Here is a 24,955-nt window from a genome sequence, read left to right as displayed (position 1 = left end):
GGCCCGGCGAGCACCGCTCGCCGGGCCCTTCCGCGTTTCCGGAGCTCCGAGCCCGCATCCTCGCTGCTTCACGACTTCCTTAGGGCTGCAATGACAACGAAGGATCAGGCCGCTCGTTGCCCGCGCCGCCTTTTTTCGCACAACCCCCATACATGACATCTTGCCACTGTGTGCGTTACGTCATAGAATCAATCGATGCGGTGCCCCAGCCGCTACGGCCGCTGACTCCACGGCCACGCCCTCGGGGAGTCTCGGTCTTCCTCCCGCTGACGCTCCGGTTCCGTGGTCGCGCACGGCCGACATCCACAGAAGATCCCCCTGTCTGTGAGGAGCGATCACACATATGTCCAACGGACACGCCATCCGCGGCACCCGCATCGGCGCCATACCGGGTCTCCACTCGGAACGCGGCGAGCCGGTCGCCCGGCAGAGCGTCAAGTACTGGTGCGCCAACGGACACGAGACCGTACTGCCATTCGCACTGTATGTGGAAGTGCCCCAAGAATGGGACTGCACCTGCTGCGGCTGGCCCGCCGGCCCCGACCAGGACAATCCCCCCGAACGACGAACCGTCAAACCGTACAAGACCCATCTGAACTACGTCCGCGAGCGCCGCAGCGAAGAAGAGGCCGAAGACCTCCTCGCCGAAGCCCTCGCCGCCCGAGCCGCCGCGCGCGGCGGGCGATCCCTCTTCTGAATCCCTCCTTCGGCACGATGAATCCCGCAGCCGCCCTTCACATGGTTGGGTGAAGGGGCGCCGGATCGCACCGCGCTGACACGGGTCCCACCACCCGAGCGGAACAGCGCCCGCCAGGCGGCCACGAGAGACACCGAGGGCCCGGATCGAACGATCCGGGCCCTCGCGGTTCGTCTCAGAACTCCAGGTGCTTCAGGTTCGCCGCCGCGTCCTTGTCGACAAGCCACCGCGTGTGGCCCGCCGCCTTGACCCGGCCGGCCGGGAGCTCGCCCTTCGACAGGGCCTCGTCCACGGCCGCGGCCTTGCCCTCGCCCGAGGCGATGATCCACACCGCGGCAGCGGTGTTGATCGCCTCCAGCGTCAGCGAGACGCGCTCCGGCGGCGGCTTGGGGGAGTCGTGCACCCCCACGGCCGCACCGGCGGCCTCGAGGGCCGGGTTCCCCGGGAACAGCGACGCGACGTGGCCGTCCTCGCCGATCCCCAGCAGCAGCACGTCGAACGCGGGCACGCCGGCGCCGCCCGCGGCGGCCTCCAGCTCGGCCGCATATCGCGCCGCGGCCTCCTCGGGCGTGCCGACCTCGTCAGCGGCCGCCATCGGGTGCACCCGCTCGGGGTCGAGCAGGATCCGGTCCAGGAACGCCGCGCGCGCCTGCGTCTCGTTCCGCTCGGGGTCGCCGGACGGCAGGAACCGCTCGTCGCCCCACCAGAAGTCGACCTTCGACCAGTCCACGACGCTGCGGATCGGCGACTCCAGCACGTACCGGTACACCTTCGCCGCGATGCGGCCCCCGGTGAGCACGATCGAAGCCTCGCCCCGCTGCGCCTGCGCGTCGGCCAGCCGGTTGATGAGCCGCGACGCGACCGCCTCGGCCAGGACCTCCGCGTCCTCGTGGACGATCACGGCACCGGTGCTCATGCCGACGCCCGGTCGCCCGCGTAGTGCTCCTGGAAGGTGTCGAGGACCTTCCGGTACGCGGTGTCGGGGTCGATGTGCCGCAGCTCCTCGGCGAGGAGCTGCCCGAGGGTCCGGCCCTGGAGCGTCTGGCGGCGCTTCGGCAGCCCCGCCTGGCGTAGGATCGTGGTCCCGTCGGCCAGCCGCTCGACCTCCATGGTCTCCCCGCCGGACATCGTGAACGCCACGGAGGCGATCGCGGGCAGGTGCTCGGAGTTGCGCTCGACATCGGTGTCGACCACCTCGGGCGCCACGCCCAGGCGGTTCTGGAGCCACGCGGCCATGAGCTGCGCCGACGGGTCGTCCTCGGCGGCCTTGATGGCGATCGAGTCGACCGACTGCGTGACCCCGTCGAAGGCGCTGGCGATGAGCGAGCGCCACAGGCTGATGCGGGTCCAGCAGATGTCGGTGTCGCCGGCCGCGTAGGACTCGGCGCGGCGGAACAGCGACTGCACCGGGTCGGCCGCGCGGGCCGAGTAGGTGATGCGGCGGTCGGCGAACGAGCGCAGCTCGTGCTCCAGACCGTAGCGGACCGGGTCCAGCAGCCACCAGGTGACGACCGGGACGTCCGGTGCGAGCATCGGCAGCACGATCGAGGTCAGGTGCGCGGCGGCCGGGCCGTCGAGGCGCAGGATGATCGCCTCGGCCGAGCCCAGGCGCTCGCCCACGGTCACCTCGGCGTCGATGCGCGGCTCGGCCGCGTCGACGTCGCGGGGGATCGCCAGGATCAGCCGGTACGGGTGCTCCTGCGCGGCGAACGAGGCGGCCTTCTCGACCTCCTCGCGCTCGTCCTCGGTGGTCAGGGCGACCAGGTTGAGGGCCAGGCCGGAGGCGCCGCCGCCGGTCTCGTGGAGGAGCTTCTCCAGCGCCTTCATGATGTCGCCGGTGGTGGTGTCCTTGAGATGCATGTCAGGACCCTTCTACGCCCGGCGCCAGCGGCGGCCGGAGGATTGCAGCATCAGGTCGGCCCCCGCGGGGCCCCAGGTCCCCGACTCGTACGGCTCGGGCTTGGTGGACTTCCAGTACTCCTCCAGCGGGTCGATGACCGCCCAGGACGCGTCCACTTCCTGCGCGTCCGGGAACAGCGTCTTGTCGCCCAGGAGCACGTCCAGGATCAGCCGCTCGTACGCCTCGGGGCTGGACTCGGTGAACGTCTCGCCGTAGCCGAAGCCCATCGAGATGTCCCGCAGCTCCATGCCCGTGCCCGGCACCTTCGACCCGAACTTGACGGTGATGCCCTCGTCGGGCTGCACGCGGATGACGAGCTGGTTGTTGCCGAGCGTCTTGGTGTCGTAGTCGGCGAACGGCATGTGCGGGGCCTCCTTGAAGACCACCGCGATCTCGGTGACCCGCTTGGGGAGCCGCTTGCCGGTGCGCAGGTAGAACGGGACGCCGTTCCAGCGCCGGTTCTGGATCCCGAGCTGCACCGCCGCGAACGTCTCCGTGGTGGAGGTCTGCGGGATGTTGTCTTCGGACAGGTAGCCCTGGACCGGGCGCCCCTGCACCCAGCCGTCGGTGTACTGGCCGCGGATCGCGGTCGACTCCAGGTCGTCGTGGAGCTTGATCGCCCGCAGGACCTTCAGCTTCTCGGTGCGGATCTCCTCGGCCTCGAACCCGTTGGGCTGCTCCATCGCGGCGATGGCGAGGAGCTGGAGCACGTGGTTCTGGAGGACGTCGCGGGCGGCGCCGTTGTCGTCGTAGAACCCGGCGCGGGAGCCGATGCCGACGTCCTCGGCCATCGTGATCTGCACGTGGTCGACGTAGTTGGAGTTCCAGATCGGCTCGAACATCGCGTTCGCGAAGCGCAGCGCGAAGATGTTCTGCACCGTCTCCTTGCCGAGGTAGTGGTCGATGCGGAACACGTCCTCGGCGGTGAACACGTCGTCGACGAGCTGGTTCAGCTCGGCCGCGGACGCGCGGTCCTCGCCGAACGGCTTCTCGACCACGACGCGGCGCCAGCCGCCGCCGTCCTGGCGGTTGTCGGACATGCCGGTCCGCTTGAGCTGCTTGAGGACCGTCGGGAACGCCAGCGGCGGGATCGAGAAGTACATCGCCGCGTTGCCGACGATGCCGTGCGTGATGCGCAGCTCGTCCACCGTCTCGTCGAGCTTGTCGAAGGCCGCGTCGTCGTCGAACGCGCCGGGCACGAACTTGAAGTTGCCGGCCAGGCGGGCCCAGACCTCTTCGCGCCACGGCGTGCGCGCGTGGGCCTTGGCCGCCTCGCGGGACATCTCCTCGAACGTCTCGTCGCCCCAGTCGCGGCGCGCGAAGCCCACGATCACGAACGACGCCGGGAGCAGGCCCCGGTTGGCGAGGTCGTAGACCGCCGGGATGAGCTTCTTCTTCGCGAGGTCGCCGGTGACGCCGAAGATCACCAGAGCGCACGGCTCGGGGATGCGCGGCAGCCGCCGGTCCGCCGGGTCGCGGAGCGGGTTGGAGGGCAGGTGCTCGGCGTTCATCTAGCTCAGCTCCCTGACGGCGTGCAGGAGCTGGTTGATCCCGTGCTTGCGGTTCGTCAGGTGGAAGCGCACGAGCGGGCGCTCGCGCGACTCCAGGGCCTGGCGGTCCCCGGCGGCCTGCGCGGCCTGGAGCCCGGCGAACGTGTAGTCGCGGCCCGGGATGAGCAGGTCCTCGCCGACCTCGCCGGTGATCTGGACGAACACGCCGGTCTGGCGCCCGCCCTTGTGGAACTGCCCGGTGGAGTGCAGGAACCGCGGTCCCCAGCCCCACGTGACGGGCGCGCCGGTGCGGTCGGCCAGTTCGGCGCGGAGCCCCGCGAGCGCGGCGTCGTCGATCCGGTCCAGGTAGGCCAGGACCGCGATGTACGCGTCCTCGCGGTCGGCGTTGGTGAGCACTTCGCCGAGCGCGCCCGCGACGGTGTCGGCGTGCGAGCCGTAGATCTCCACCGCGCCGTCCACCGCGTGCGGGCGCTCCTCGGGGAGGCCCTCGGTGAGGATGCGGTTGGTGTTCTCCTTGGACTCGGTCACGTTCGGCTGGTTGAACGGGTCGATCCCGATCAGGTAGCCGGCGTAGGCGGTCGCGAGCTCCCACGCGAGGAACTGCGCGCCGAGCGGGCCGTTCACCACGACGTCGGGCATCGCCAGGGCCGAACCGGTCGGCAGGCCCGTGGAGGAGCCGCCGACGGTCGCGTAGACGCGGTCGGCGCCGCGGGCGCCCGCGGCGGCGGGTCCTTCGAGGACGACCGGGAGGGTGCCCTTGCCGTCCTTGCCGAGGGACTCGGCGATGAGCTGCTCGGCCCAGTCGCCCAGGCCCACGACACCGGTGCCGTCGTCGGCGATGGTGATCGTCGGCTTGGCCGCGATGACCGCGCCGAGGACCACGGCCGGGTTGTCGTCCTCGCTGGTGATCGAGGTGGCGAACTCCTCCGCCTGGTCGATCAGCTCGGCGATGTCGGCCCCGGCGAGCGCGGTCGGGACGAGCCCGAACGCGGTGAGCGCGGAGTAGCGGCCGCCGACGTTCGCGTCGGCGAGGAACAGGTGCGAGCCTTGCTCGGTCGCGAGCTTCTCCAGTGCGGAGCCGGGGTCGGTGACGAACACGAACCGCTTGGTCGAGTCCTCGATGCCGACGCCCTTGAACGCGGCCTCGAAGGCGCGGCGCTGGGAGTCGGTCTCCACGGTGGACCCGGACTTGGAGGACACCACGACGGCGGTGCGGCGCAGGGACGCCTCGCCGAGTTCGGCGAGGATCTGGCCGGGGTCGGTGGTGTCGAGGATGCTGATGCCCAGGTCGAGCGTGCGGGAGATGACCTCGGGAGCGAGCGATGAGCCGCCCATGCCCGCGAGGGCGATGTGGTCGATGCCCTGCTCGGCGAACTCGGCGCGGAGCTTCGCGAGCGGCGCGACCAGCTCCTTGGACTGCACGAAGGTGTCGACCCAGCCCAGGCGGATCGCGGCCTCTTCCGCGGCCTCGGGGCCCCACAGGGTGGCGTCCTTGGCGGCGACCTTGGCGGGGACGCCCTCGTTCCTGAGGCGCTCGACGCCGGTGTTCACGTCGACGCCGGTCGTGACCGCGAGGCCCCCGGCGGCTTCCATCTTGCCCATCGGCTCGCTCACTTCGTCTCTCCGCTCGTCTCGAGCTTGGACTCGATCTGCTCCAGGAGCTGGTTCCAGCTCACGATGAACTTCTCCACGCCCTCGTCCTCCAGGACCTTCACGACGTCGGCGTAGTCGATCCCGTTGCGCTCCAGCTGGAGCATGACGGTCGCGGCGTCGGCGTAGAAGGGGCGGATCGTGTCGGACTCGACCTCGCCGTGGTCGGCGAAGTCGTGGATGGTGCCCTCGGGCATGGTGTTGACCGTGCCGGGGGCGATGAGGTCCTCCACGTAGAGGACGTCGCGGTACTCGGGGTTCTTGACCGAGGTGGAGGCCCACAGCGGACGCTGCGGGACGGCCCCGGCCTGCGCGAGCGCCTCCCAGCGCGGGGACGCGAAGGCGTTCTCGAACTCCTGGTACGCGAGGCGGGCGTTGGCGACGGCGGCCTTGCCCTTGAGGGCCTTGGCCTCGTCGGTGCCGACCGCGTCGAGCCGCTTGTCGATCTCGGAGTCCACGCGGGACACGAAGAACGAGGCGACGGACCGGATCGCCGACAGGTCGAGCCCGGCGGCCTTGGCGCCCTCCAGGCCCGCCATGTAGGCGTCCATGACGCCGCGGTAGCGCGCGAGGGAGAAGATCAGCGTCACGTTCACGCTGATGCCGGCGCTGATCGCGGCGGTGATCGCAGGGAGCCCGGCCTCGGTGGCCGGGATCTTGATCATGGTGTTGGGCCGGTCGACGGCCCACCACAGGTACTTGGCCTCCGCGATGGTGGCCTTGGTGTCGTTGGCGAGCCGCGGGTCGACCTCGATCGAGACGCGGCCGTCCTGGCCGCCGGTCTGCTCGAAGACCGGCGCCAGGACGTCGGCGGCCCAGCGGATGTCGTAGGTGGTGATGGCGCGAGCGGCTTCCTCGACGCTCACTCGGCGGACCGCCAGGTCGGCGATCTGCCCGTCGTAGCCGTCTCCCTTGGAGATGGCGTTGGCGAAGATGGTCGGGTTCGAGGTCACGCCCGTGACCGACGACCCGGCGATGAGTTCCTTCAGGTCGCCCGACTCCAGTCGGTGGCGGGAGATGTCGTCGATCCAGACCGACACCCCCGCGGCCGACAGTCCCGCGAGGTTCTCGTTCGCGCTCATCGGTTCCTCCAGCTTTCCCAGCTAGTCTCTTGATCCGCTTGGTTCAGTTGTACTCAGGGCTCTTACTGCTGCGTCTTTTTGATGGAGGCGCGGGCCGCGTCCGCCACGGCGGCGGCGGTGATCCCGAACTCCTCGTACAACTTCTCGAACGGCGCGGACGCACCGAAGTGTTCCAGGGAGACGCTGACTCCCGCGTCACCCACCAGGCCGCGCCAGGACAGGGCGATGCCGGCCTCGACCGAGACGCGGGCCTTGACGGCGCGCGGCAGCACGGACTCCTTGTAGTCCTCGTCCTGCTCCTCGAACCACTCGATGGAGGGGACGGAGACGACGCGGGCCTTGACGCCCTCGCCCGCGAGGGTCTCGGCGGCCTTCACCGCGAGCTGGACCTCGGAGCCGGAGCCGAGCAGGATCACGTCGGGGGTGCCGTCGGTGTCGAGCAGCGTGTACGCGCCCTTCGCGGCGCCTTCGGCCGAGGCGAACTCGGTGCGGTCCCACACCGGGATGTTCTGGCGGGTCAGGGCCAGCGCGACCGGGCGGTCGGCCTTCTGGAGCAGGGTCTTCCAGACCACGGCGGTCTCGTTCGCGTCGCCGGGGCGGACGACGTCCAGGCCCGGGATCGCGCGCAGGGCGGCGAGGTGCTCGACCGGCTGGTGGGTCGGGCCGTCCTCGCCGAGGCCGATCGAGTCGTGCGTCCACACGTAGACGACCGGGGTCTTCATGAGGGCCGCCAGGCGCACCGCGCCGCGCATGTAGTCGGAGAACACGAGGAACGTGCCGCCGTACGGGCGGGTCGGGCCGTGGAGCTTGATGCCGTTGAGGATCGCGCCCATCGCGAACTCGCGGATGCCGAAGTGGAGGGTGCGGCCGTACGGGTTGCCCGGGTACGCCTTGGTCTGGCGCGACAGGGGCAGGAACGACGGCTCGCCGTCCATCGTGGTGTTGTTCGAGCCGGCGAGGTCGGCGGAGCCGCCCCACAGCTCGGGGAGGACCGGCGCGAGCGCCGAGAGGACCTTGCCGGAGGCCGAGCGGGTGGCGACGCCCTTGGCGGACGGCTCGAACTCGGGGAACGCGTCGGCGAAGCCCTCGGGGAACTCCCCGGCCCACAGGCGGTCGTGGAGGGCCTTGTGCTCGGGGTGCTCGGCGGCCCAGTCGTTGAAGTCGGCGCGCCACGCGGAGTGGTGCTCGCGGCCGCGCTCGACGGCGCCGCGGGTGTGGGCCAGGACCTCGTCGGCGACGTAGAAGGACTCGCCGGCGGGGAAGCCGAGGATCTCCTTGGTCGCGGCGATCTCGTCGGCGCCCAGGGCCGAGCCGTGGGCGGCGTAGGAGTTCTGCTTCTTGGGGGCGGGCCAGCCGATGATCGTCTTCAGGCGGATCAGGGAGGGCTTGTCGGTGACGGCCTTGGCCTTCTCGATGGCGTGGAAGAGGGCCTTGGGGTCCTCCTTGTACTCGTCGCCGTGGCGCCAGTCCACGTCCTGCACGTGCCAGCCGTACGCCTCGTAGCGCTTGGCGACGTCCTCGCCGAGGGCGATCTTCGTGTCGTCCTCGATCGAGATCTCGTTGTCGTCGTAGATCAGGACCAGGTTGCCCAGCTCCTGGACGCCCGCGATGGCGGACGCCTCGTGCGTCACGCCCTCCTCGATGTCGCCGTCGGAGGCCAGGACGTACACGAAGTGGTCGAACAGGCTCTCGCCCGGGGCGGGCTCGGGGTCGAACAGGCCGCGCTCGCGGCGGGCCGCCATCGCCATGCCGACCGCGGTGGCCAGGCCCTGGCCGAGCGGACCGGTGGTGGTCTCGACGCCCGCGGTGTGGCCCACCTCGGGGTGGCCCGGGGTCAGGGAGCCCCACTGGCGCAGGCTCTTCAGGTCCTCCAGCTCCAGGCCGTACCCGGAGAGGTAGAGCTGGACGTACAGCGTCAGGCTGGAGTGGCCGCACGAGAGCACGAACCGGTCGCGGCCCTCCCAGTGCGGGTCGCTCGGGTCGTGGCGCATGACCTTCTGGAACAACGTGTGCGCGACCGGGGCGAGGCTCATGGCGGTGCCGGGGTGCCCGTTGCCCGCCTTCTCGACCGCGTCGGCGGCGAGCAGCCGCGCCGTGTCGACCGCTTTCCGGTCGAGCTCGGTCCACTCGAACTGTGCCACTGCGATACTCCTTGGTACTCGTCTTATTTGGGCCTGCGACGTGTGCCTTCTGACCCTACCTACACGTGGTGAACTTTATGCGCAGTCTCTCGGGAGGCGGAATTCCGCGCGTTGTGAACCCGCCCACGAGCAAGTCTCGCATTGGAAAGCGCCTGCTAGGGGCCCCCGACCCGCGGCCGGGAGGCGATCGCACCGCCCGTACTGTGGGCGGTGATGAACGAGGACCCGACCCAGGCCGTCGCCGACCACCCCCGGCCCGCCCGCAAGCGCATCGAACTGCCCGACCCCGCCGCCGCCGAAGCGGTCCGGCCGGGCTGGCGCGCCCGCATCGGCGCTTACGTCTCGCTGACGAAGCCCCGCATCGTGGAGCTGCTGCTCATCACCACCATCCCGGCGATGCTCGTCGCCGCGCGGATGGAGTACGACGCGCTGCCCTCGCTCACCGCGGTCCTCGCGACCCTCATCGGCGGCGCGCTCGCCGCCGGGTCGGCGAACGCGATCAACTGCTACATCGACCGCGACATCGACCAGCTCATGGCCCGCACCTCGCGGCGCCCGCTCGCCAAGCACCAGATCCCGCCGCGCAACGCCCTGGTCTTCGGGCTCGTCATCGGCGCGATCGCGGTGCTCGGGATGGGCCTGCTCGTCAACTGGCTCGCCGCGCTCCTCACCTTCGGCGCGATCGTCTACTACGACGTGGTCTACACGATCTGGCTCAAGCGGACCACGCCGTACAACACGGTGTGGGGCGGCGCGTGCGGCGCGGCCCCCGTGCTCATCGGCTGGGCCGCGGTCACCGGGCACATGTCGTGGATGGCGTGGGTGCTGTTCGCGGTGGTGTTCCTGTGGCAGCCCCCGCACTTCTACGTGCTGGCGATGAAGTTCAAGGACGACTACGCCGCCGCGGGCATCCCGATGCTCCCGGTCGTGGCCCCCGCCAAGCGCGTGGCGGTCGAGTCGGTCGTCTACGGCTGGGCGATGCTCGCCGTCTCCCTCGTGGCCGTCCCGCTCGGCGCGACCTGGCTCTACGGCGCCGTCGCCCTCGTGACCGGCGCCCTGTTCGTCTGGGAGTGCCACAAACTCCTCGGCCGCGTCAACCGCGGCGAGGACCCCAAGCCGATGCGCCTCTTCCACTGGTCCACCAGCTACCTGACCCTCCTCTTCCTGGCCCTGGCGGTCGACTCCTTCATCATGTAGCGCAGGTTCATCATGTAGCGCAGTCGTGCGCGAACGGGCGGGGCGATCCATCGGATCGCCCCGCCCTTGCCGTTCTAGCGCCTGGTGGCGAGGTAGACGGAGTTGGAGGACTGGCCTCCGGTGTAGGGGTTGTCGAACCAGATCTCGCGGTTCTCGACGTCGTCGAAGACCTGGGCGAGGGTGGTCATGAAGTCGTCGTCGGCGGGGTCGTCGGACCACATGGCGAAGCAGCCGCCCTCGTGGAGTTTGGCGGCCACGCCGCGCAGGCCCTCGACGGTGTAGAAGGCGGTGTGCGGCTCGTGGAGCACGTGCCGGGGGGTGTGGTCGATGTCGAGGAGGACCGCGTCGTAGCGGCGGCCGGGCTCGTCGGGGTGGAAGCTCGCGTCGCCCATGGCGGCGGCGAAGAAGTCGCTGCGGAGCAGGTGCACGCGCGGGTCGGCGGCCAGGCCCTCGGTGTCGGGGACCAGGTCCTCGCGGTGCCAGTCGATGACCGCCTCGGAGTACTCGACCACCGTGAGCGTCTTGAGGCGGGTGTCCTCCAGGGCCGCCTGGGCGGTGTAGCCGAGGCCGAGGCCGCCCACAACGACGTCGAGGCCGGTGCCCGGGGTCCGCGCCAGGCCGAGCCGGGCGAGCTCGATCTCGGCGACGGGGAACAGGCTCGACATGAGGTACTCCTCGCCCAGCTTGACCTCGTAGACCTCGCTCCGCGCCTCCTCGTCGTACCGGCGGCGCAGGCTGATCTCCCCCATGGGCGAGGGGCGCGAGTCCAGGACCTCGAATCGAATGCTCATCGGGCAATCGAACCCTGTGCCGGTCCTCGCGTTCCGCGCGGGTCGGCGGCCGGCACCGGACGGCAGGATCCGCTACGGCGCCACGTCCGCCGTGCGCTTGCGCCGCAGCCGCACCGCCAGGCCGATCCAGGAGGCCGCGACCACCGCGGCCGCGCACAGCTGGACCTCGGGCCACAGCTCGGTGGGGTAGACGACGTCGTTGAGGTAGGTGTCGACGAAGCCGGCGGGTTCGAGACCGGCCTGGCCTGCCCGCAGGCGCAGCCCGTGTTCGAGCGGGGTGAGCGGGCAGACGAAGCGGAGGATGCCGTTGAAGGTCCCGTAGACCGCGACCGCGGCGTGGACGAACCAGGTCCGCGGCCAGCGCCACGCGATGAACCCGCCCAGGACCACGTACGCCAGGAACAGGAAGTGGACGGTCATCGTGATGTCGGCCAGGATGCGGTAGACCATGCGGTGACTCCGTGTGCAGCGTCGGCTACGGCCCCGTTCCCCCATGGTCCCATGGGTACCGGTCCGGCGCCACTCCCGAGGATTCCCCGCGCGCCCGTTCCCACACCACCGTCCGCATCGGTCAGACCCGGTCGAGGAGCGCCGCCAGGGCCGGGTTGTCGTGGGTGGTCCGCCAGGTGCAGAAGAGCTCGACGGTGTCGCGCGGCATGTCCGCGATCTCGCGGAACACCAGGTTCGGGAGGCCGAGCGCGATGGCCGAGCTGGGGACGAGGGCCACGCCGAGCCCGGCGTTGACGACCGCGGCGACGGTGTGGACCTGGCTGATGTGCTGCACGTACCGGGGCTTCACGCGGGCGTGCTGGAATGCGGCGACCACGAGCTCGTAGAAGTACCACGCCTCGGAGGGGGAGTAGGTCACCACGTCGTGCTCGCCGATGTCGGCGAGGGACGGCCACTTCTCCAGGCGGGTGAGCGCGTGGCCCCGCGGGGCGGCCAGGACCAGCGAGTCGGTGGCGACCAGGCGCGAGTCGAGGATCTCCGAGCGGGGGACCTGCCGGACCAGGCCCACTTCGAGCTCCCCGGCGAGGAGCGCGTCGAGCTGCGCGTGGGTGACCATCTCGCTGAGGACCAGGTCGACCTCGGGGAGTTCGGCGGCGGCGGTCTTGATCCACTCGCCGAGCACCGTGAGCGCCGAGACCGCGGTGAAGCCGATGCGGATCGTGCCCGCCGTCCCGGCCGCGACGCGGCGGGCGCGCAGCGGCGCGACGTCGGCGGCGGTGAGGAGCCGCCGGGCCTCGTCGAGGAACACGCGCCCGGCCGGGGTCGGCTCGGCGCCGGTCTGGCTGCGGGTGAACAGCGCGAACCCGACGGCCCGCTCCAGGCGCTGCACCTGGCGGCTCAGCGGCGGCTGCGTCATGTGGAGGCGGGCCGCGGCCCGCCCGAAGTGCCCCTCCTCGGCCACCGCGACGAAGCCGCGCAACTGGTCGAGGGTGTATCCGCCATCGCTCATACCTTCAAGGTATCGGCTCATGTCCAAACGGTGTTGGACGGGTATCGGTCAAGGCTCCTAGGGTACTGTCCATCCCTACGACCACAGGAGTTCCCCCCGAATGACACGATTCGCCCCCGCGGAGATCCAGGCCGCGCTCGGCTCGGGCCTGCTGTCCTTCCCGGTCACGCACTTCCGCGACGACCTGTCGTTCGACGAGGAGGGGTACCGGGGGCACCTCGCCCGCCTGGCGTCCCACCCGGCCGCGGGGCTCTTCGCCGCCGGGGGCACGGGGGAGTTCTTCTCGCTCACGCCCGAGGAGACCGCGCGGATCGTGCGGGCCGCCGTGGACGAGTCGGCCGGGGCCGTCCCGATCGTGGCCCCCGCCGGGCTCGGCACCGCCCAGGCCGTGGCCGCCGCCCGCGACGCCGAGGCCGCCGGCGCCGACGCGATCCTGCTGTTCCCGCCCTACCTCACCGAGGTCGGCCAGGACGGCCTGCTCGCCCACGCGAAGGCCGTCTGCGACGCGACCGGGCTCGGCGTGGTCGTCTACCACCGCGCGAACGCCAGCTACGACGTGTCCACGGTCGAACGCCTCGCCGACGCCTGCCCGAACCTCGTGGGTTTCAAGGACGGCGTGGGCGACATCGAGTTCATGACCCGCCTCTACGCGACCCTCGCCGACCGCCTCCTCTACATCGGCGGCCTCCCGACCGCCGAGACCTTCGCGCTCCCGTACCTCCAGCTCGGGGTCACCACCTACTCCTCGGCGATCTTCAACTTCGTCCCCGAGTTCGCGCTGGCCTTCTACGAGGACGTGCGCGCCCGGAACGCCGACGAGGTCTACCGGCGCCTGCGCGAGTTCGTCCTGCCCTACCTCGACATCCGCAACCGCGGCAAGGGGTACGCCGTCTCGATCGTCAAGGCCGGCATGCGCGCCGCCGGGCGCCCCGCCGGGCCGGTGCGCCCGCCGCTCACCGAACTGCGCGAGGACGAGTTCGCCGCGCTCGCGGCGCTCGTGGAGCAGGTCAAATGAGCGGCGGTCAAATGAGCACCGGTGAAAAGAGCGCATTCCCCGAGGTCGACACCGCCGTCGCCGCCGCGACCGCCGCGTTCGGCGCCTACCGCGAGACCGAACCGCGCACCCGCGCCGGGCTGCTGCGCGCGATCGCCGACGGGATCGAGGCCCTGGGCGACGACCTCGCCGCCACCGTCCACCGCGAGACGCGCCTCCCGCTCGCCCGCGCCCGCTCCGAACGCGACCGCACCTGCGGCCAGCTCCGCATGTTCGCGGCCCTCCTCGACACGCCCGGATGGAACCGCCCCCGCATCGCGCCCGGCGACCCCGCCCGCGAGCCCCTGCCGCGCCCGGACCTGCGGCTGCGCCACATCCCCCTCGGGCCCGTCGCCGTCTTCGGCGCCAGCAACTTCCCGCTCGCGTTCTCCGCGGCCGGAGGCGACACCGCCGCCGCGCTCGCCGCCGGCGCCCCCGTGATCGTCAAAGCCCATGAGGCCCATCCCGACACGTCCCGGCTCGTCGGCGGCGTCGTCACCGACGCGCTGGCCGCCCTGGGCCTGCCCGCCGGGACCTTCACGCTCCTCTTCGGCCCCGGCCGCACCCTCGGCCAAGCGCTCGTCGCCCACCCCGGGGTCGCGGCCGTCGCCTTCACCGGCTCCCGCGCCGCCGGACTCGCCATCGCGTCGACCGCCGCCGCCCGGCCCGTGCCGATCCCCGTGTACGCCGAGATGTCGAGCGTCAACCCGGTGTTCCTCCTGCCCGGCGCGCTCGCCGACGCCCCCGGGGACCTCGCCCGCGGCTTCGCCGCCTCCGCGGTCCTGGGCTCCGGCCAGTTCTGCACCAACCCCGGACTCGTGTTCGCCCGCAACGGCACCGGACTCGACGCGTTCCTGGAGACCGCCGCGGCCGCGTTCGGCGCGACCGCCGCGCAGCCGATGCTCACCGACGGCATCCGCGCCGCCTACGAGGCCGGCCGCGACCGCCTCGCCGCCGTCCCCGGCGTCGAACTCCTCGCCCGGGGGACCGGCGCGCCCGCGCCCGCGCTCTACCGCGCCGACGCCGCCGCGTTCCTCGCCGAACCCGCCCTGCGCGACGAGGTCTTCGGCGCGACCTCCCTCATCGTCACCGCCGCCGACGAGGCCGAGACCCACCGCCTCGTCGACGTCCTCGAAGGCCAGCTCACCGCCACCCTCCACACCGGACCCGGCGACCTCGGCGAGGCCGCGCGACTCCTCCCGCGCCTCGAACTGCTCGCCGGGCGCATCGTCCACGGCGGCTGGCCCACCGGCGTCGAGGTCGGCCCCGCCACCGTCCACGGCGGGCCCTTCCCCGCCACCAGCGACGCCCGCACCACCTCCGTCGGCACCCTCGCGATCGACCGGTTCCTGCGCCCCGTCGCCTACCAGGACCTCCCCGACGACCTCCTGCCCCGGGAGCTGAAGCGCGCATGACCCCCGTCGTCACCGGCCTCCGCGTCGTGCCCGTCGCCGGGCGCGACTCCATGCTGCTCAACCTCTCCGGCGCCCACGCGCCCTTCTTCACCCGCAACCTCGTGATCCTCACCGACGACTCCGGCGCCACCGGCGTCGGCGAGGTCCCCGGCGGGCAGGCCATCGCCGCCACCCTCGACGACGCCCGCGACCTCGTCGTCGGCCGCCCCATCGGCACCTGGAACGCGGTCCTGAACGAGGTCCGGCGCCGCTTCGCCGACCGCGACGCCGCCGGACGCGGACGCCAGACCTTCGACCAGCGCGTGGAGGTCCACGCCCGCACCGCCCTCGAAGCCGCGCTCCTCGACCTCCTCGGCAAGCACCTCGGCGTGCCCGCCGCCGCCCTCCTCGGCGACGGCGTCCAGCGCGACCGCGTCCCCGTCCTCGGCTACCTCTTCTACATCGGCGACAAGGACCGGACCGACCTCCCGTACCGCGCCGACGGCACCGGCGACGCGTGGCTCCGCCTGCGCGACGAGGAGGCCCTCACCCCCGAGGCGGTCGTCGCCCTCGCCGAGGCCGCCCGCGACCGCTACGGCTTCCGCGACTTCAAACTCAAGGGCGGCGTCCTGCCCGGCCCCGAGGAGGCCGCCGCCGTCACCGCGCTCGCCGAGCGCTTCCCCGACGCCCGGATCACCCTGGACCCCAACGGCGCCTGGTCCCTCCGGGAGGCCGTCGACCTGTGCCGCGGCCTCGACGGCGTCCTCGCCTACGCCGAGGACCCCTGCGGCGCCGAGCACGGCTACTCCGGCCGCGAGGTGATGGCCGAGTTCCGCCGCGCCACCGGGATGCCCACGGCCACCAACATGATCGCCTGCGACTGGCGCGAACTCGGCCACGCCGTGCGCGCCGGCGCCCTCGACATCCCCCTCGCCGACCCGCACTTCTGGACCCTGTCCGGCGCCGTGCGGGTCGCCCAGCTCTGCGACGCGTGGGGCCTCACCTGGGGCTCCCACTCCAACAACCACTTCGACGTGTCGCTGGCGATGTTCACCCACGCCGCCGCGGCCGCCCCGGGCGCGATCACCGCGATCGACACCCACTGGATCTGGCAGGACGGCCAGCGCCTCACCAAGGCGCCCTTGCAGATCCGCGACGGCGAGATCGCCGTGCCGACCGCGCCCGGACTCGGCGTCGACCTCGACCTCGACCAGGTCGAGGCGGCGCACGACCTGTATCTGGAGCACGGCCTCGGCGCGCGCGACGACGCCGCGGCCATGCAGTACCTCGCCCCCGGCTGGGCCTTCGACCCGAAACGCCCCTGCCTGGGCTGACACCCGTCCCTACGACCCGGGCCCCGCGCCCGAGGAACCAGCAACGCTCAATGAGGAGTCGACAGATGAACCCCCGCCCCTTCACCCGCCGCGGCGTGCTCGCCGGCATCGCCGCGACCCCCGTGGCCGCCCTGACCGCCTGCAACGGCGTCCAAGGCGGCGCCGACGCCGCCGCGGCGGACTTCCCCACCAGAGCCGTCGATTTCTGGGTCCCCTTCGACCCGGGCGGGTCGGGCGACCTGGTCAGCCGCGCGCTCGCCAAGGCCGCCGAGGAGCCCCTGGGCGAGTCCCTGCCCGTCACCAACAAGCCCGGCGCGAACGGCGCCGTCGGCCTCAAGGAGCTGCTGGCCGGCGACGCCGACGGCTACACGATCTCCCTGGCCGTCAAGTCCCTCTTCGCCATCACGCCGCTCGCGGTCGAGGACCCCGACGCCGTCGTGATCGAGGACTTCCGCATCATCACCACCCTCACCAACGAGGCGTACGTCCTCGTCGTCCACGCCGACTCGGCGTACCGGACCCTCGACGACCTGCTCGCCGCCTCCGCGGTCAACTACGCGACCACCGGCGTCGGCACCGGCTCGCAGCTCTCGGCGCAGCTCCTGTTCGTGGGCGCGGGCGTCGACGCCACGGACGTCCCGTTCGACGGCGGCGCCTCCGCGGTCACCGCGCTGCTCGGCCAGGAGGTCGACGCGGTGTCGGCGTCCCTGGCGGAGACCATGCCGCAGATCGAGGCCGGGGAGCTGCGCGCCATCGCCGTGTTCTCCGAGGAGCGCAGCCCGTTCCTCAACGACGTCCCGACCGCGATGGAGGCCGGGTACGACGTCGTGGTCGACCAGCGCCGCTTCGTCGTCGCCCCCGCCGCGGTGGACGACGAGGTCGCCGGGGTGCTCTCGCTGGCCTTCGAGGACGCCAAGGAGTCCCCGGAGTACGGCCAGTTCCTCCAGGACAACTACATGGACCGCTGGGAGGTCGACAACCTCGAGGCGAAGGCCCACCTGTCGGAGGCCGCCGAGCAGTACGCGGCGCTCGCCGAGGACGCGGGACTCCAGCTCGGTGACGGGTCATGAGCGGGGCGGTCATGGCCGAACCCGCATCTGAAGCGCCCCAGGAGGAAACCTTCGAGGAGGCGCGCCCCGGCGGGCGCGTGCAGGCCGTCGTGGCCGGCGCGCTGCCGGTCGCGATCGGCGCGTTCGCGGCCTGGCTCGCGTTCGGGCTGCGGATCGGCAGCCTGACCGACCCCGGCCCGGGGCTGTGGCCGCTCATCGTGGCCGGGCTCCTCGTGGCCTGCGGCGTCGGCATCACCGTCGTGGCCGCCACCGCGAAGGCCCACGCGCCCAACGGGACCGAGGCGTTCACGCGCGGCACGACCGCCGTCCTGTGCGCCGCAGGGGCCCTCGCCGTCTACGCCTCGCTGTTCGAGGTCGTCGGCTTCGAGGCGCCCACGCTGCTGCTGCTGTTCGCGTGGCTGCGGTTCCTGGGCCGCGAGTCGTGGCCGTCGAGCGCCGTCATCGCGGTGGTCGCCACGGCGGCCGCGTACGCCCTGTTCATCCTCGGCCTCGGTGTGCCGCTGCCGCACCTCATCGCCCTCTAGGGCCGGGAGGACTCCACCATGGACTTCTCTTCCGTGCTCTCGGGCTTCGCGGTGGCGTTCGAGCCGCAGAACCTCCTGTTCTGCCTCATCGGCGTCACCGTGGGGATGCTCATCGGCGTGCTCCCGGGCCTCGGCCCGGCCGCCACGATCGCGATCCTGCTGCCGATCACGTACAGCCTCGAACCCACCGCCGCGGTCATCATGCTCGCGGGGATCTTCTACGGCGCCCAGTACGGCGGCACCATCACCTCGGTGCTGCTGCGCATGCCCGGCGAAGCCTCCACAGTGGTCACCGCTCTGGACGGGCACGCGCTGGCGCGCCGCGGCGAGGCCGGGCCCGCGCTCGGGGTCGCCGCGATCGCCTCATTCATCGGCGGCACCGCCTCGATCCTGCTCCTGACGTTCATCGCGCCCGCCCTCGCGGGGGTCGCGCTGGCGTTCGGGCCGGCCGAGTACACGGTGCTGGCGCTCATCGGGATCTTCCTGGTCGGCACCCTCGGGTCGGGTTCGCTGTGGAAGAGCGCCGCGGCGGCGGCCCTCGGGCTGCTCATCGCCACGGTCGGGCTCGACCCGCTCCTGGGCACACCGCGGTTCACGTTCGGCACCGACCAGCTCGCCGACGGCATCGACTTCACCATCGTCGCCATGGGGCTCTTCGGGGTCGGGGAGATCCTGTACAACCTGGAGCACCGCGACCGGCCGCAGCCGCGGGTGCCCGCCTTCGGGCGGGCGATCCCGGGCCGGATGCACTGGCTGCGCTCGCGCATGGCGATCCTGCGCGGCTCGGTGACGGGCTTCGTGCTCGGCATCCTGCCGGGCGGGGGCGCGACCATGTCGTCGCTGGTGTCGTACGCCGTGGAGAAGCGGGTCGCGAAGGACCCGTCGCGGTTCGGCAAGGGCGCCATCGAAGGCGTCGCCGGGCCGGAGTCGGCGAACAACGCGGCCGCGACCTCCTCGTTCATCCCGCTGCTGACGCTGGGCATCCCGGCGAACGCGACCATGGCGGTCCTGTTCGGCGCCCTGATGCTCCAGGGCATCACGCCGGGCCCGGGACTGATGAACGACCACCCGGACGTGTTCTGGGGCGTCGTCAACTCGATGTACGTGGGGAACCTGCTCCTGCTGGCGCTGAGCATCCCGCTCATCGGGGTGTTCGTGCGGATGCTCAAGGTCCGCCCCGGCGTCCTGGCGCCCCTGACGGTGGTCATCACGATGCTCGGCGTCTACTCGATCCGCAACAACGCCTTCGACATGCTTCTGGTCGTGGGCCTGGGCCTGCTCGGCTACGGGATGCGCAAGCTCGGGTTCGAGCCGGGGCCGTTCGTGCTCGCGTTCGTGCTCGGCTCGCTCCTGGAGGCGTCGTTCCGGCGCTCGATGCGGCTCTTCGGCGGCGACGTCACCGAGTTCGTGCAGCGCCCGGTCTCCGGCGTGCTCGTCGCGGTCCTGGTGCTCACCGTGGTGGTCGTCCCGCTCCTGCGGGGCGTGCGCGCCCGCCAGTCGGCGGCCGCAGCGCGGGTCACGGCGGAATGACCTTGCGGCGGTAGGGGAGTGATGTCAGCCTTCGGGCCGCACGTAGCCGAGCCGGCGGGACACCGTCCCGGCGGCCTCGGCCGCGAGCGGCCCGAAGGCCGCGTCCGCGATCCGCGCGGTCGGTCCGGCGACGCTCACGGCGGCGGCCACCTCGCCGCTCTGCTCGAATACGGGCGCGCCGAAGCAGGTGCTGCCGGCGTCGAACTCGCCGCGCTCCTCGGACCAGCCGCGCCGCCGCGTCGCCGCGATCTCCGCGCGCAGCGCGTCGGGGTCGGTGATCGTCGCGTCGGTGAACCGCTCCAATCGCAGGCCCGCGATGAGCGCGTCGCACCGGTCGGGGGCGAGCCCGGACAGGTACGCCTTGCCGACCGCGGTGGCGTGCAAGGGCCTTCGCGCCCCCAGCTCGGACCGCACCTGCACGGCGTGGCGGCCCAGCTCCCGGAACACGAACACGATCTCGTCGCCGCTGAGCACCCCGAGGTTGACCGTCTCGCCGGTCCCGGCCGCGAGGTCGCGCAGCAGCGGGGGCGCGGCGGCGAAGACGTCCATGTGCTGCACCGCGGCCATGGCCATGCGCGCGGCGGCGGGCCCGAGCCGCCACCGCCCGTCGGCGGCGGTCAGGTACTCGGCGGCCTGGAGCCGCTCGACGAGCCGGTAGACCGCGCTGCGGCTGGCGCCGACCGCGGCCACGAGCTCGGCCGTGGTGGCCGTGCCGCGCGCGGTGAGCACGTCGAAGATCTCCAGGGCCCGGTCGAGCGAGCCTTTCGGGGGCGCCTGCGCGCGCGGCATGGCGTGGTCCTTCGCAGTCCGTGGCGGCGCGACGCGCGCCGGGTGTCCACAAGCGTAAACGGGGCCCGGCGCCGCGCGCCGGGCCCTCCGTCAGGCGCCGGAGCCGAACCGCTCCGAGGCCGTGGTCCAGCCGCGGGCCGCGTCGCTGAGGCTCACCCCGATGCCCGGACGGGCCGGGACGATCATGCGCCCGCCGCGGGTCTCCAGGCGCTCGTTGAACAGCGGCTCCAGCCAGTCGAAGTGCTCCACCCACGGGTCGTGCTCGTAGGCGGCGGCCAGGTGCAGGTGCAGCTCCATGACGTAGTGCGGGGCCATGCGCAGGTTCGCGTGCCCGGCGAGCGCCATGATCTTCAGAAACGGCGTGATGCCGCCGACGCGCGGGGCGTCGGGCTGGATGAAGTCGACGCTGCGGTGGCGGATGAGCTCCACGTGCTCGGCGACGCTGGTGAGCATCTCGCCGGTGGCGATCGGGGTCGCGAGCTCGCGGGCGAGGTCGGCGTGGCCCTCGGCGTCGTAGGCGTCCAGGGGCTCCTCGATCCACGCCAGGTCGAACTCCTCCAGCGCGCGGCCCATGCGGACGGCGGTGCCGCGGTTCCACTGCTGGTTCGCGTCGACCATGAGCGCGGTCTCCTCGCCCAGCGCCTCCTTGACCGCCGCGACCCGCTTCAGGTCGATGCGCGTGTCCGGCTGGCCCACTTTGATCTTGACGCCGCCGATGCCGTCGGCCGCGGTCTGGCGGGCGTTCGCGACGACCTCCTCGACGGACGAGGACAGGAACCCGCCGGAGGTGTTGTAGCAGGCGACCGAGTCGCGGTGCGCGCCCAGGAGCTTCGCGAGCGGCAGGCCCGCGCGCTTGGCCTTGAGGTCCCACAGGGCGATGTCGAAGGCCGCGACCGCCTGCACGGCGAGCCCGCTGCGGCCGACCGAGGCGCCGGCCCAGACCAGCTTCGTCCAGATCCGCTGGATGTCGCTGGGGTCCTCGCCGATGAGGTCGGCGGCGATCTCGCGGGCGTGCGCGAACTGGCCGTCGCCGCCCTTGCGCTTGGAGTAGCTGAAGCCGATCCCTTCGAGCCCGGCCTCGGTCGTGATCTCCGCGAACAGGAACGGGACCTCGGTCAGCGGCTTCTGGCGGCCGGTGAGCACCTTGGCGTCGCTGATCGCGCCCTTGAGCGGCAGCACCGTGTGCGAGATCCGCACCGACGCGATCCGGTCGGTGCTCGCCTCACCGCGCTCCAGCGCGCTGAAGTGCCGCTCGTTCGCGGCGCTCGTCTCGGTGGCGCTGGTGAAGTCGAGGAACGTCGATTCGGCCAAGGGGTCCTCCCGGAGCTCAATAGTCCCGATGAATGGGACTCAATGCCGATGAATGGGACACCCTGAGCATAGGCCACCCGCCCGCCGGGCACAAGGCCCGGTGTTCGAGACCGGATGTCGCACCGGGCCCCTAGTCTCGGGGCACTGAACCCCTGCGGCACGAAGGACGGACATGACCGATCACGTTGCACCCCAAGAAGACCAGTTGATCCTGCCGACCGCGTGGGCCTCCCGGGCGCTGTCGCGGCGGGGGCGGCGCAGCGGCAAACCGGTCGCACTGGACGCCGAGGCGGGCGAGCGCCTCCAGCGGAAGCTGGAGGCCCGCACCGAGAAGCTGCGCCTCGCCCTGGCCCGCGAGGACAACGCCGAGCACGCCGACGCGGTCGAGGCGTACCTCGCCGGGAAGCCCGACCCACACGGCGCCGCCGTCGCCGCCGCGCTCATGTGCGACCCCCACGCCCGCCGCGACGAGTCCTGGCTCCGCCCCGAGTTCGACGCCTGGGTCCAGTGGCACGGCGCCCCCTTCGCCGTCGCCGCGGCCGTCGTCCGGCTCGCGCTCCGCCACGACTCGTCCTCCGGCAGCGGCTACGAGCAACGCACCGTCGTGGAGAACACCGTCGAGTACCACAGCCTGATCCTCCACGAGTACGACCAGGGCGGCGTCGGCGCCGTGCGCTCCCTCATCGCCGACCTCTCCGACGCCGACTACGCCGAGGCCGTCGCCCTCACCGGCCCCCAGCGCACCACCCCCATGCGCCGCATCACCGCCGCCGTCCTGCTCCCCGACGAGACCGCCTGGGTCGACGAGGCCGCGCCCGAGTACGCGCAGGTCCGCTCCTACGGCTGGTCCGACCGCCTGTTCCTGCACTCCATCAGCAGCGCCGACCAGCTCGACGCCGCCGGGATCGGCTCCCTGAACGAGTACTACACCGACGCCGGCTCCCTCGCGGCCCTCCTCGCCAACCTCGGCGCCGACGCCCTCCCGCTCCTCACCGCCCCGCTCACCCAGTCCGGGCACCTCCCGGTCGACTTCAAGAAGCTCCTCTACAAGGGCGTCGCCGCCGTCCCCACCGACGAGGCCATGGCCCTGCTGCTCAAGCAGCTCGGCGAGCCCCACGTCTTCGAGTCCGCCGCCGACGCCGTCCAGCGCTTCCCCCAGCGCGCCCTGCGCCACCTCGTCAAGCTCGCCGCGAGCACCACCGGCGACGCCCGCTTCCGCCTCAGCGCCGTCGGCGGCCTCATCCCCGAGGCCGAGCGCGACCGCCTCGCCGAGGCCGACCGCGCGGTCTTCGACACCCTCCTCGCCGGCAGCGGCCGCGCCCCCGAGGCCGACCCCGCCGACCTGCCCGCCCTCCTGGTCACCCCGCCGTGGAAGGCCAAGCGCGCCAAGCGCACCCCCGTCGTCATCGACGGCCTCCAGGCCCCCGCCGACCTCCACCTGCGCTGGGCCCGGAACGAGCAGGAGGAGTGGGCCGGCCTCACCGAGCCCTGGGCCATGGACGACGAGAGCTACTGGAAGGACCTGGAGGACCCCGACGCCAAGCTCGACTCCTTCGACTGGCGCATGGAGTCCTTCCTCGCCTACGGCGACCCCGCCAAGGCCGAGCGCTTCCTCGACCAGTGGATCGAGCACGGCTACTCCGGCTACGAGTACACCGTCCTGCGCATCTTCGCCCGCTACGGCGAACGCGCCGCCGACCGCGCCCTCGGCTCCGCCGAACGCGACCACACCTTCCAGCGCCTCCCCGGCCCCGTCCTCAACCTGCGCGCCGCCCGCCTCGCCGCCGAACGCCTCGACCGGCTCAAGTCCGCCCGCGTCTCCGCCGCCAAGTGGTTCGAGCGCCACGGCCTCGACGCCGTCCCCTACCTCGTCCCCGACGCCCTCGGCGCCGACAAGAAGCGCCGCCAGTACGCCGAGACCGCACTCCTCCACCTCTCCCTGCGCCACGGCCCCGAAGCCGTTGCGGCCCGAGCCGAGACCTACGGCCCCGAAGCGACCGCCGCCATCGCCGACCTGCTCTCGGGCGACCCGCTGGAGCCCCGCGGCGTCAAGGTCCCCAAGCCCGGCGCCTGGGCCTCCCCGGCCCTGCTCCCGCAGGTCCTCCTCAAGGGCGGCGAGCGCGCCCTCCCGGCCGAATCCGTCGGCCACCTCCTCACCGTCGTGGCGCTGGCGAGCCCCGAGTACCCCTACCCGGGCCTCGACGTCGTCGCCGACGCCTGCGACCGGGCCTCGCTCACCCGCTTCGCCCGCGCCCTGTTCCAGCTGTGGATCTCGGTGGGCGCGCCCGCGAAGGACTCGTGGGCGCTCACGCAGCTCGGGCACTTCGCCGAGGACGAGACGGTGTGGATGCTCGCCCCGCTCATCCGCGAATGGCCCGGCCAGTCCCAGCACAAGCGGGCCGTCAACGGCCTGGCCGTGCTCGGCGCCATCGGATCCGAGGAGGCCCTGCGCGCCATCCAGGTCATCGCCGACCGCGTGAAGTTCAAGGCGCTCAAGGAGGAGGCGAACCGGCAGATCGCGCACATCGCCGCCGAGCTCGGCCTCACCCGCGACCAACTCGCCGACCGTCTCGTGCCCGACTTCGGGCTCGGCGAGGACGCCGCGCTCGTCCTCGACTACGGCCCGCGCACCTTCACCGTCGGCTTCGACGAGGCCCTGAAGCCCTTCGTCGTCGACGAGGCCGGCAAGCCCCGCAAGGTCCTGCCCAAGCCCGGCGCGAAGGACGACGCCGACCTCGCCGGCGCCGCCTACCAGCGCTTCACCGCGCTCAAGAAGGAGCTGCGCGCCGTCGCGGCCGACCAGATCCTCCGCCTCGAAGCGGCCATGACCGGCAGCCGCACCTGGTCGGCCGCGGAGTTCCGGCGGTTCTTCGTGGACCACGCGCTCACCAAGCACCTCGCGCGCCGCCTCGTGTGGACCGCCGCGGTCGGCGACGACCGCTCCGGGTTCCGCATCGCCGAGGACGGCTCCTTCAGCGACGTCGAGGACGAGGCGTTCGACCTCCCCGAGGACGCCGCGGTGAGCGTCGCCCACCCCGCCCTCCTGGGCGACGAGGTCGCCGCGTGGGCCGAGATCCTCGCCGACTACGAGATCCTCCAGCCCTTCGACCAGCTCGACCGCCCCGTGCTGGCCTTCACCGAGGAGGAGCTGGCCACCGGCCGCCTCACCCGCTTCGAAGGGGCCACAGTGGAGCCCGGCCGCGTCCTCGGCATGGTCAAGCGCGGCTGGCAGCGGGCCGCGCCCGAGGACGCCGGCGTCGAGCCGGGCATCGCCTACCGCCTTCCGGGCGGCGGCTTCGTCACCGTCTCGCTCGACCCCGGCATCTACGTGGGCGCCATCAGCGAGACCCCGCAGCAGACCGTGCAGGACGTGCGCCTGAGCGACCACGAGCAGTACTGGTGGTCCGCCGCGAAGGACACCGCGGACCGCAAGTTCCCCAAGGACGTCGGCGCGGTCGCCGCCGCCGAGGTCCTCGGCTCGCTGTCGCGCCTCACCGGCCGCTCCTGACCCGTCCCACTCGTCGCGGAGGGCGTCGCCCCGG

20 protein-coding genes are annotated in these 24,955 nt (G+C 72.3%); 9 read left to right on the top strand and 11 right to left on the bottom strand.

Translation table 11 applies throughout. The annotated features are described in order from the left end of the window. Positions 1–343 precede the first annotated feature (343 nt). Entirely contained in the window at positions 344–697 is a 354-nt protein-coding gene (locus BLS99_RS15150; protein ID WP_091051269.1) for an RNA polymerase-binding protein RbpA, read from the top strand. A gap of 175 nt (positions 698–872) precedes the next feature. On the opposite strand, the gene pgl is transcribed toward BLS99_RS15150, so the two are convergent. The 6 genes from pgl to tkt all read right to left on the bottom strand — a co-directional run bounded on the left by pgl (position 873) and on the right by tkt (position 8,981). Beyond that, complete coding sequence (pgl, locus tag BLS99_RS15145; RefSeq protein WP_091051264.1) at positions 873–1,613, bottom strand: 6-phosphogluconolactonase; 741 nt, start codon at positions 1,611–1,613, stop codon at positions 873–875. Continuing rightward, positions 1,610–2,557: a glucose-6-phosphate dehydrogenase assembly protein OpcA gene (locus BLS99_RS15140; protein ID WP_091051261.1), complete on the bottom strand. Its 948-nt coding sequence runs from the start codon at positions 2,555–2,557 to the stop codon at positions 1,610–1,612. Before BLS99_RS15140 ends, pgl begins: the two co-directional genes overlap by 4 nt. Positions 2,558–2,569: 12 nt before the next feature. Continuing rightward, on the bottom strand, positions 2,570–4,108 hold the full coding sequence (gene zwf / locus BLS99_RS15135; RefSeq protein WP_091051258.1) for a glucose-6-phosphate dehydrogenase: 1,539 nt from the start codon (positions 4,106–4,108) through the stop codon (positions 2,570–2,572). Further along, complete coding sequence (locus BLS99_RS15130; RefSeq protein ID WP_091051255.1) at positions 4,109–5,722, bottom strand: glucose-6-phosphate isomerase; 1,614 nt, start codon at positions 5,720–5,722, stop codon at positions 4,109–4,111. It lies immediately after the preceding gene. Next, a complete protein-coding gene (tal, locus tag BLS99_RS15125; protein ID WP_091051251.1) occupies positions 5,719–6,840 on the bottom strand; it encodes a transaldolase in 1,122 nt (373 codons plus the stop codon). Before tal ends, BLS99_RS15130 begins: the two co-directional genes overlap by 4 nt. 62 nt (positions 6,841–6,902) lie before the next feature. Beyond that, the gene (gene tkt, locus BLS99_RS15120; protein ID WP_218126513.1) at positions 6,903–8,981 is read right to left on the bottom strand and encodes a transketolase; all 2,079 of its coding nucleotides are present in this window, start codon (positions 8,979–8,981) and stop codon (positions 6,903–6,905) included. 213 nt (positions 8,982–9,194) lie between these two features. Here tkt and BLS99_RS15115 point away from each other — a divergent pair, with 213 nt between their 5' ends. Then, positions 9,195–10,178: a heme o synthase gene (locus tag BLS99_RS15115; protein ID WP_091051246.1), complete on the top strand. Its 984-nt coding sequence runs from the start codon at positions 9,195–9,197 to the stop codon at positions 10,176–10,178. Positions 10,179–10,252: 74 nt separating this feature from the next. On the opposite strand, the gene BLS99_RS15110 is transcribed toward BLS99_RS15115, so the two are convergent. The 3 genes from BLS99_RS15110 to BLS99_RS15100 all read right to left on the bottom strand — a co-directional run bounded on the left by BLS99_RS15110 (position 10,253) and on the right by BLS99_RS15100 (position 12,428). Next, positions 10,253–10,969: a polyamine aminopropyltransferase gene (locus BLS99_RS15110; RefSeq protein ID WP_091051243.1), complete on the bottom strand. Its 717-nt coding sequence runs from the start codon at positions 10,967–10,969 to the stop codon at positions 10,253–10,255. Positions 10,970–11,041: 72 nt separating this feature from the next. After that, positions 11,042–11,419, bottom strand: a complete 378-nt coding sequence (locus BLS99_RS15105; RefSeq protein WP_091051240.1) for a DUF2784 domain-containing protein — start codon at positions 11,417–11,419, stop codon at positions 11,042–11,044. A 121-nt stretch (positions 11,420–11,540) separates the two neighbouring features. Next, complete coding sequence (locus tag BLS99_RS15100) at positions 11,541–12,428, bottom strand: LysR family transcriptional regulator (RefSeq protein WP_091051237.1); 888 nt, start codon at positions 12,426–12,428, stop codon at positions 11,541–11,543. A gap of 100 nt (positions 12,429–12,528) precedes the next feature. Between BLS99_RS15100 and kdgD the strand changes: the two genes are divergently transcribed. From kdgD to BLS99_RS15070, 6 genes are all read left to right on the top strand, one after another. Then, the gene (kdgD, locus tag BLS99_RS15095) at positions 12,529–13,443 is read left to right on the top strand and encodes a 5-dehydro-4-deoxyglucarate dehydratase (protein ID WP_091051234.1); all 915 of its coding nucleotides are present in this window, start codon (positions 12,529–12,531) and stop codon (positions 13,441–13,443) included. 11 nt (positions 13,444–13,454) lie between these two features. Next, positions 13,455–14,876 (top strand): aldehyde dehydrogenase (NADP(+)), encoded by a 1,422-nt coding sequence (locus tag BLS99_RS15090; RefSeq protein WP_218126512.1) that lies wholly within the window; start codon positions 13,455–13,457, stop codon positions 14,874–14,876. Further along, complete coding sequence (locus tag BLS99_RS15085; protein ID WP_091051227.1) at positions 14,873–16,189, top strand: enolase C-terminal domain-like protein; 1,317 nt, start codon at positions 14,873–14,875, stop codon at positions 16,187–16,189. The genes BLS99_RS15090 and BLS99_RS15085 overlap by 4 nt, the downstream gene beginning before the upstream one ends. Positions 16,190–16,254: 65 nt before the next feature. Further along, positions 16,255–17,259, top strand: a complete 1,005-nt coding sequence (locus BLS99_RS15080; protein WP_176953370.1) for a Bug family tripartite tricarboxylate transporter substrate binding protein — start codon at positions 16,255–16,257, stop codon at positions 17,257–17,259. After that, positions 17,256–17,783: a tripartite tricarboxylate transporter TctB family protein gene (locus tag BLS99_RS15075; protein ID WP_091051220.1), complete on the top strand. Its 528-nt coding sequence runs from the start codon at positions 17,256–17,258 to the stop codon at positions 17,781–17,783. Before BLS99_RS15080 ends, BLS99_RS15075 begins: the two co-directional genes overlap by 4 nt. 18 nt (positions 17,784–17,801) lie before the next feature. Continuing rightward, the gene (locus BLS99_RS15070; protein WP_091051214.1) at positions 17,802–19,313 is read left to right on the top strand and encodes a tripartite tricarboxylate transporter permease; all 1,512 of its coding nucleotides are present in this window, start codon (positions 17,802–17,804) and stop codon (positions 19,311–19,313) included. A 24-nt stretch (positions 19,314–19,337) separates the two neighbouring features. Here BLS99_RS15070 and BLS99_RS15065 read toward each other — a convergent pair whose 3' ends face one another. Next, the gene (locus BLS99_RS15065; RefSeq protein ID WP_091051211.1) at positions 19,338–20,102 is read right to left on the bottom strand and encodes an IclR family transcriptional regulator; all 765 of its coding nucleotides are present in this window, start codon (positions 20,100–20,102) and stop codon (positions 19,338–19,340) included. Positions 20,103–20,192: 90 nt separating this feature from the next. Then, positions 20,193–21,338, bottom strand: coding sequence for an L-talarate/galactarate dehydratase (locus tag BLS99_RS15060; protein WP_143034825.1), 1,146 nt, complete (start codon positions 21,336–21,338; stop codon positions 20,193–20,195). A gap of 247 nt (positions 21,339–21,585) precedes the next feature. Between BLS99_RS15060 and BLS99_RS15055 the strand changes: the two genes are divergently transcribed. Then, entirely contained in the window at positions 21,586–24,921 is a 3,336-nt protein-coding gene (locus BLS99_RS15055) for a DUF4132 domain-containing protein (protein WP_143034822.1), read from the top strand. Positions 24,922–24,955: the final 34 nt, after the last annotated feature.

Source organism: Glycomyces sambucus, from assembly GCF_900102815.1.
Taxonomy (GTDB): Bacteria; Actinomycetota; Actinomycetes; order Mycobacteriales; family Micromonosporaceae; genus Glycomyces; species Glycomyces sambucus.
Note: the sequence above shows the minus strand (reverse complement) of the source record. Positions and strands in the feature narration are given on the sequence as shown.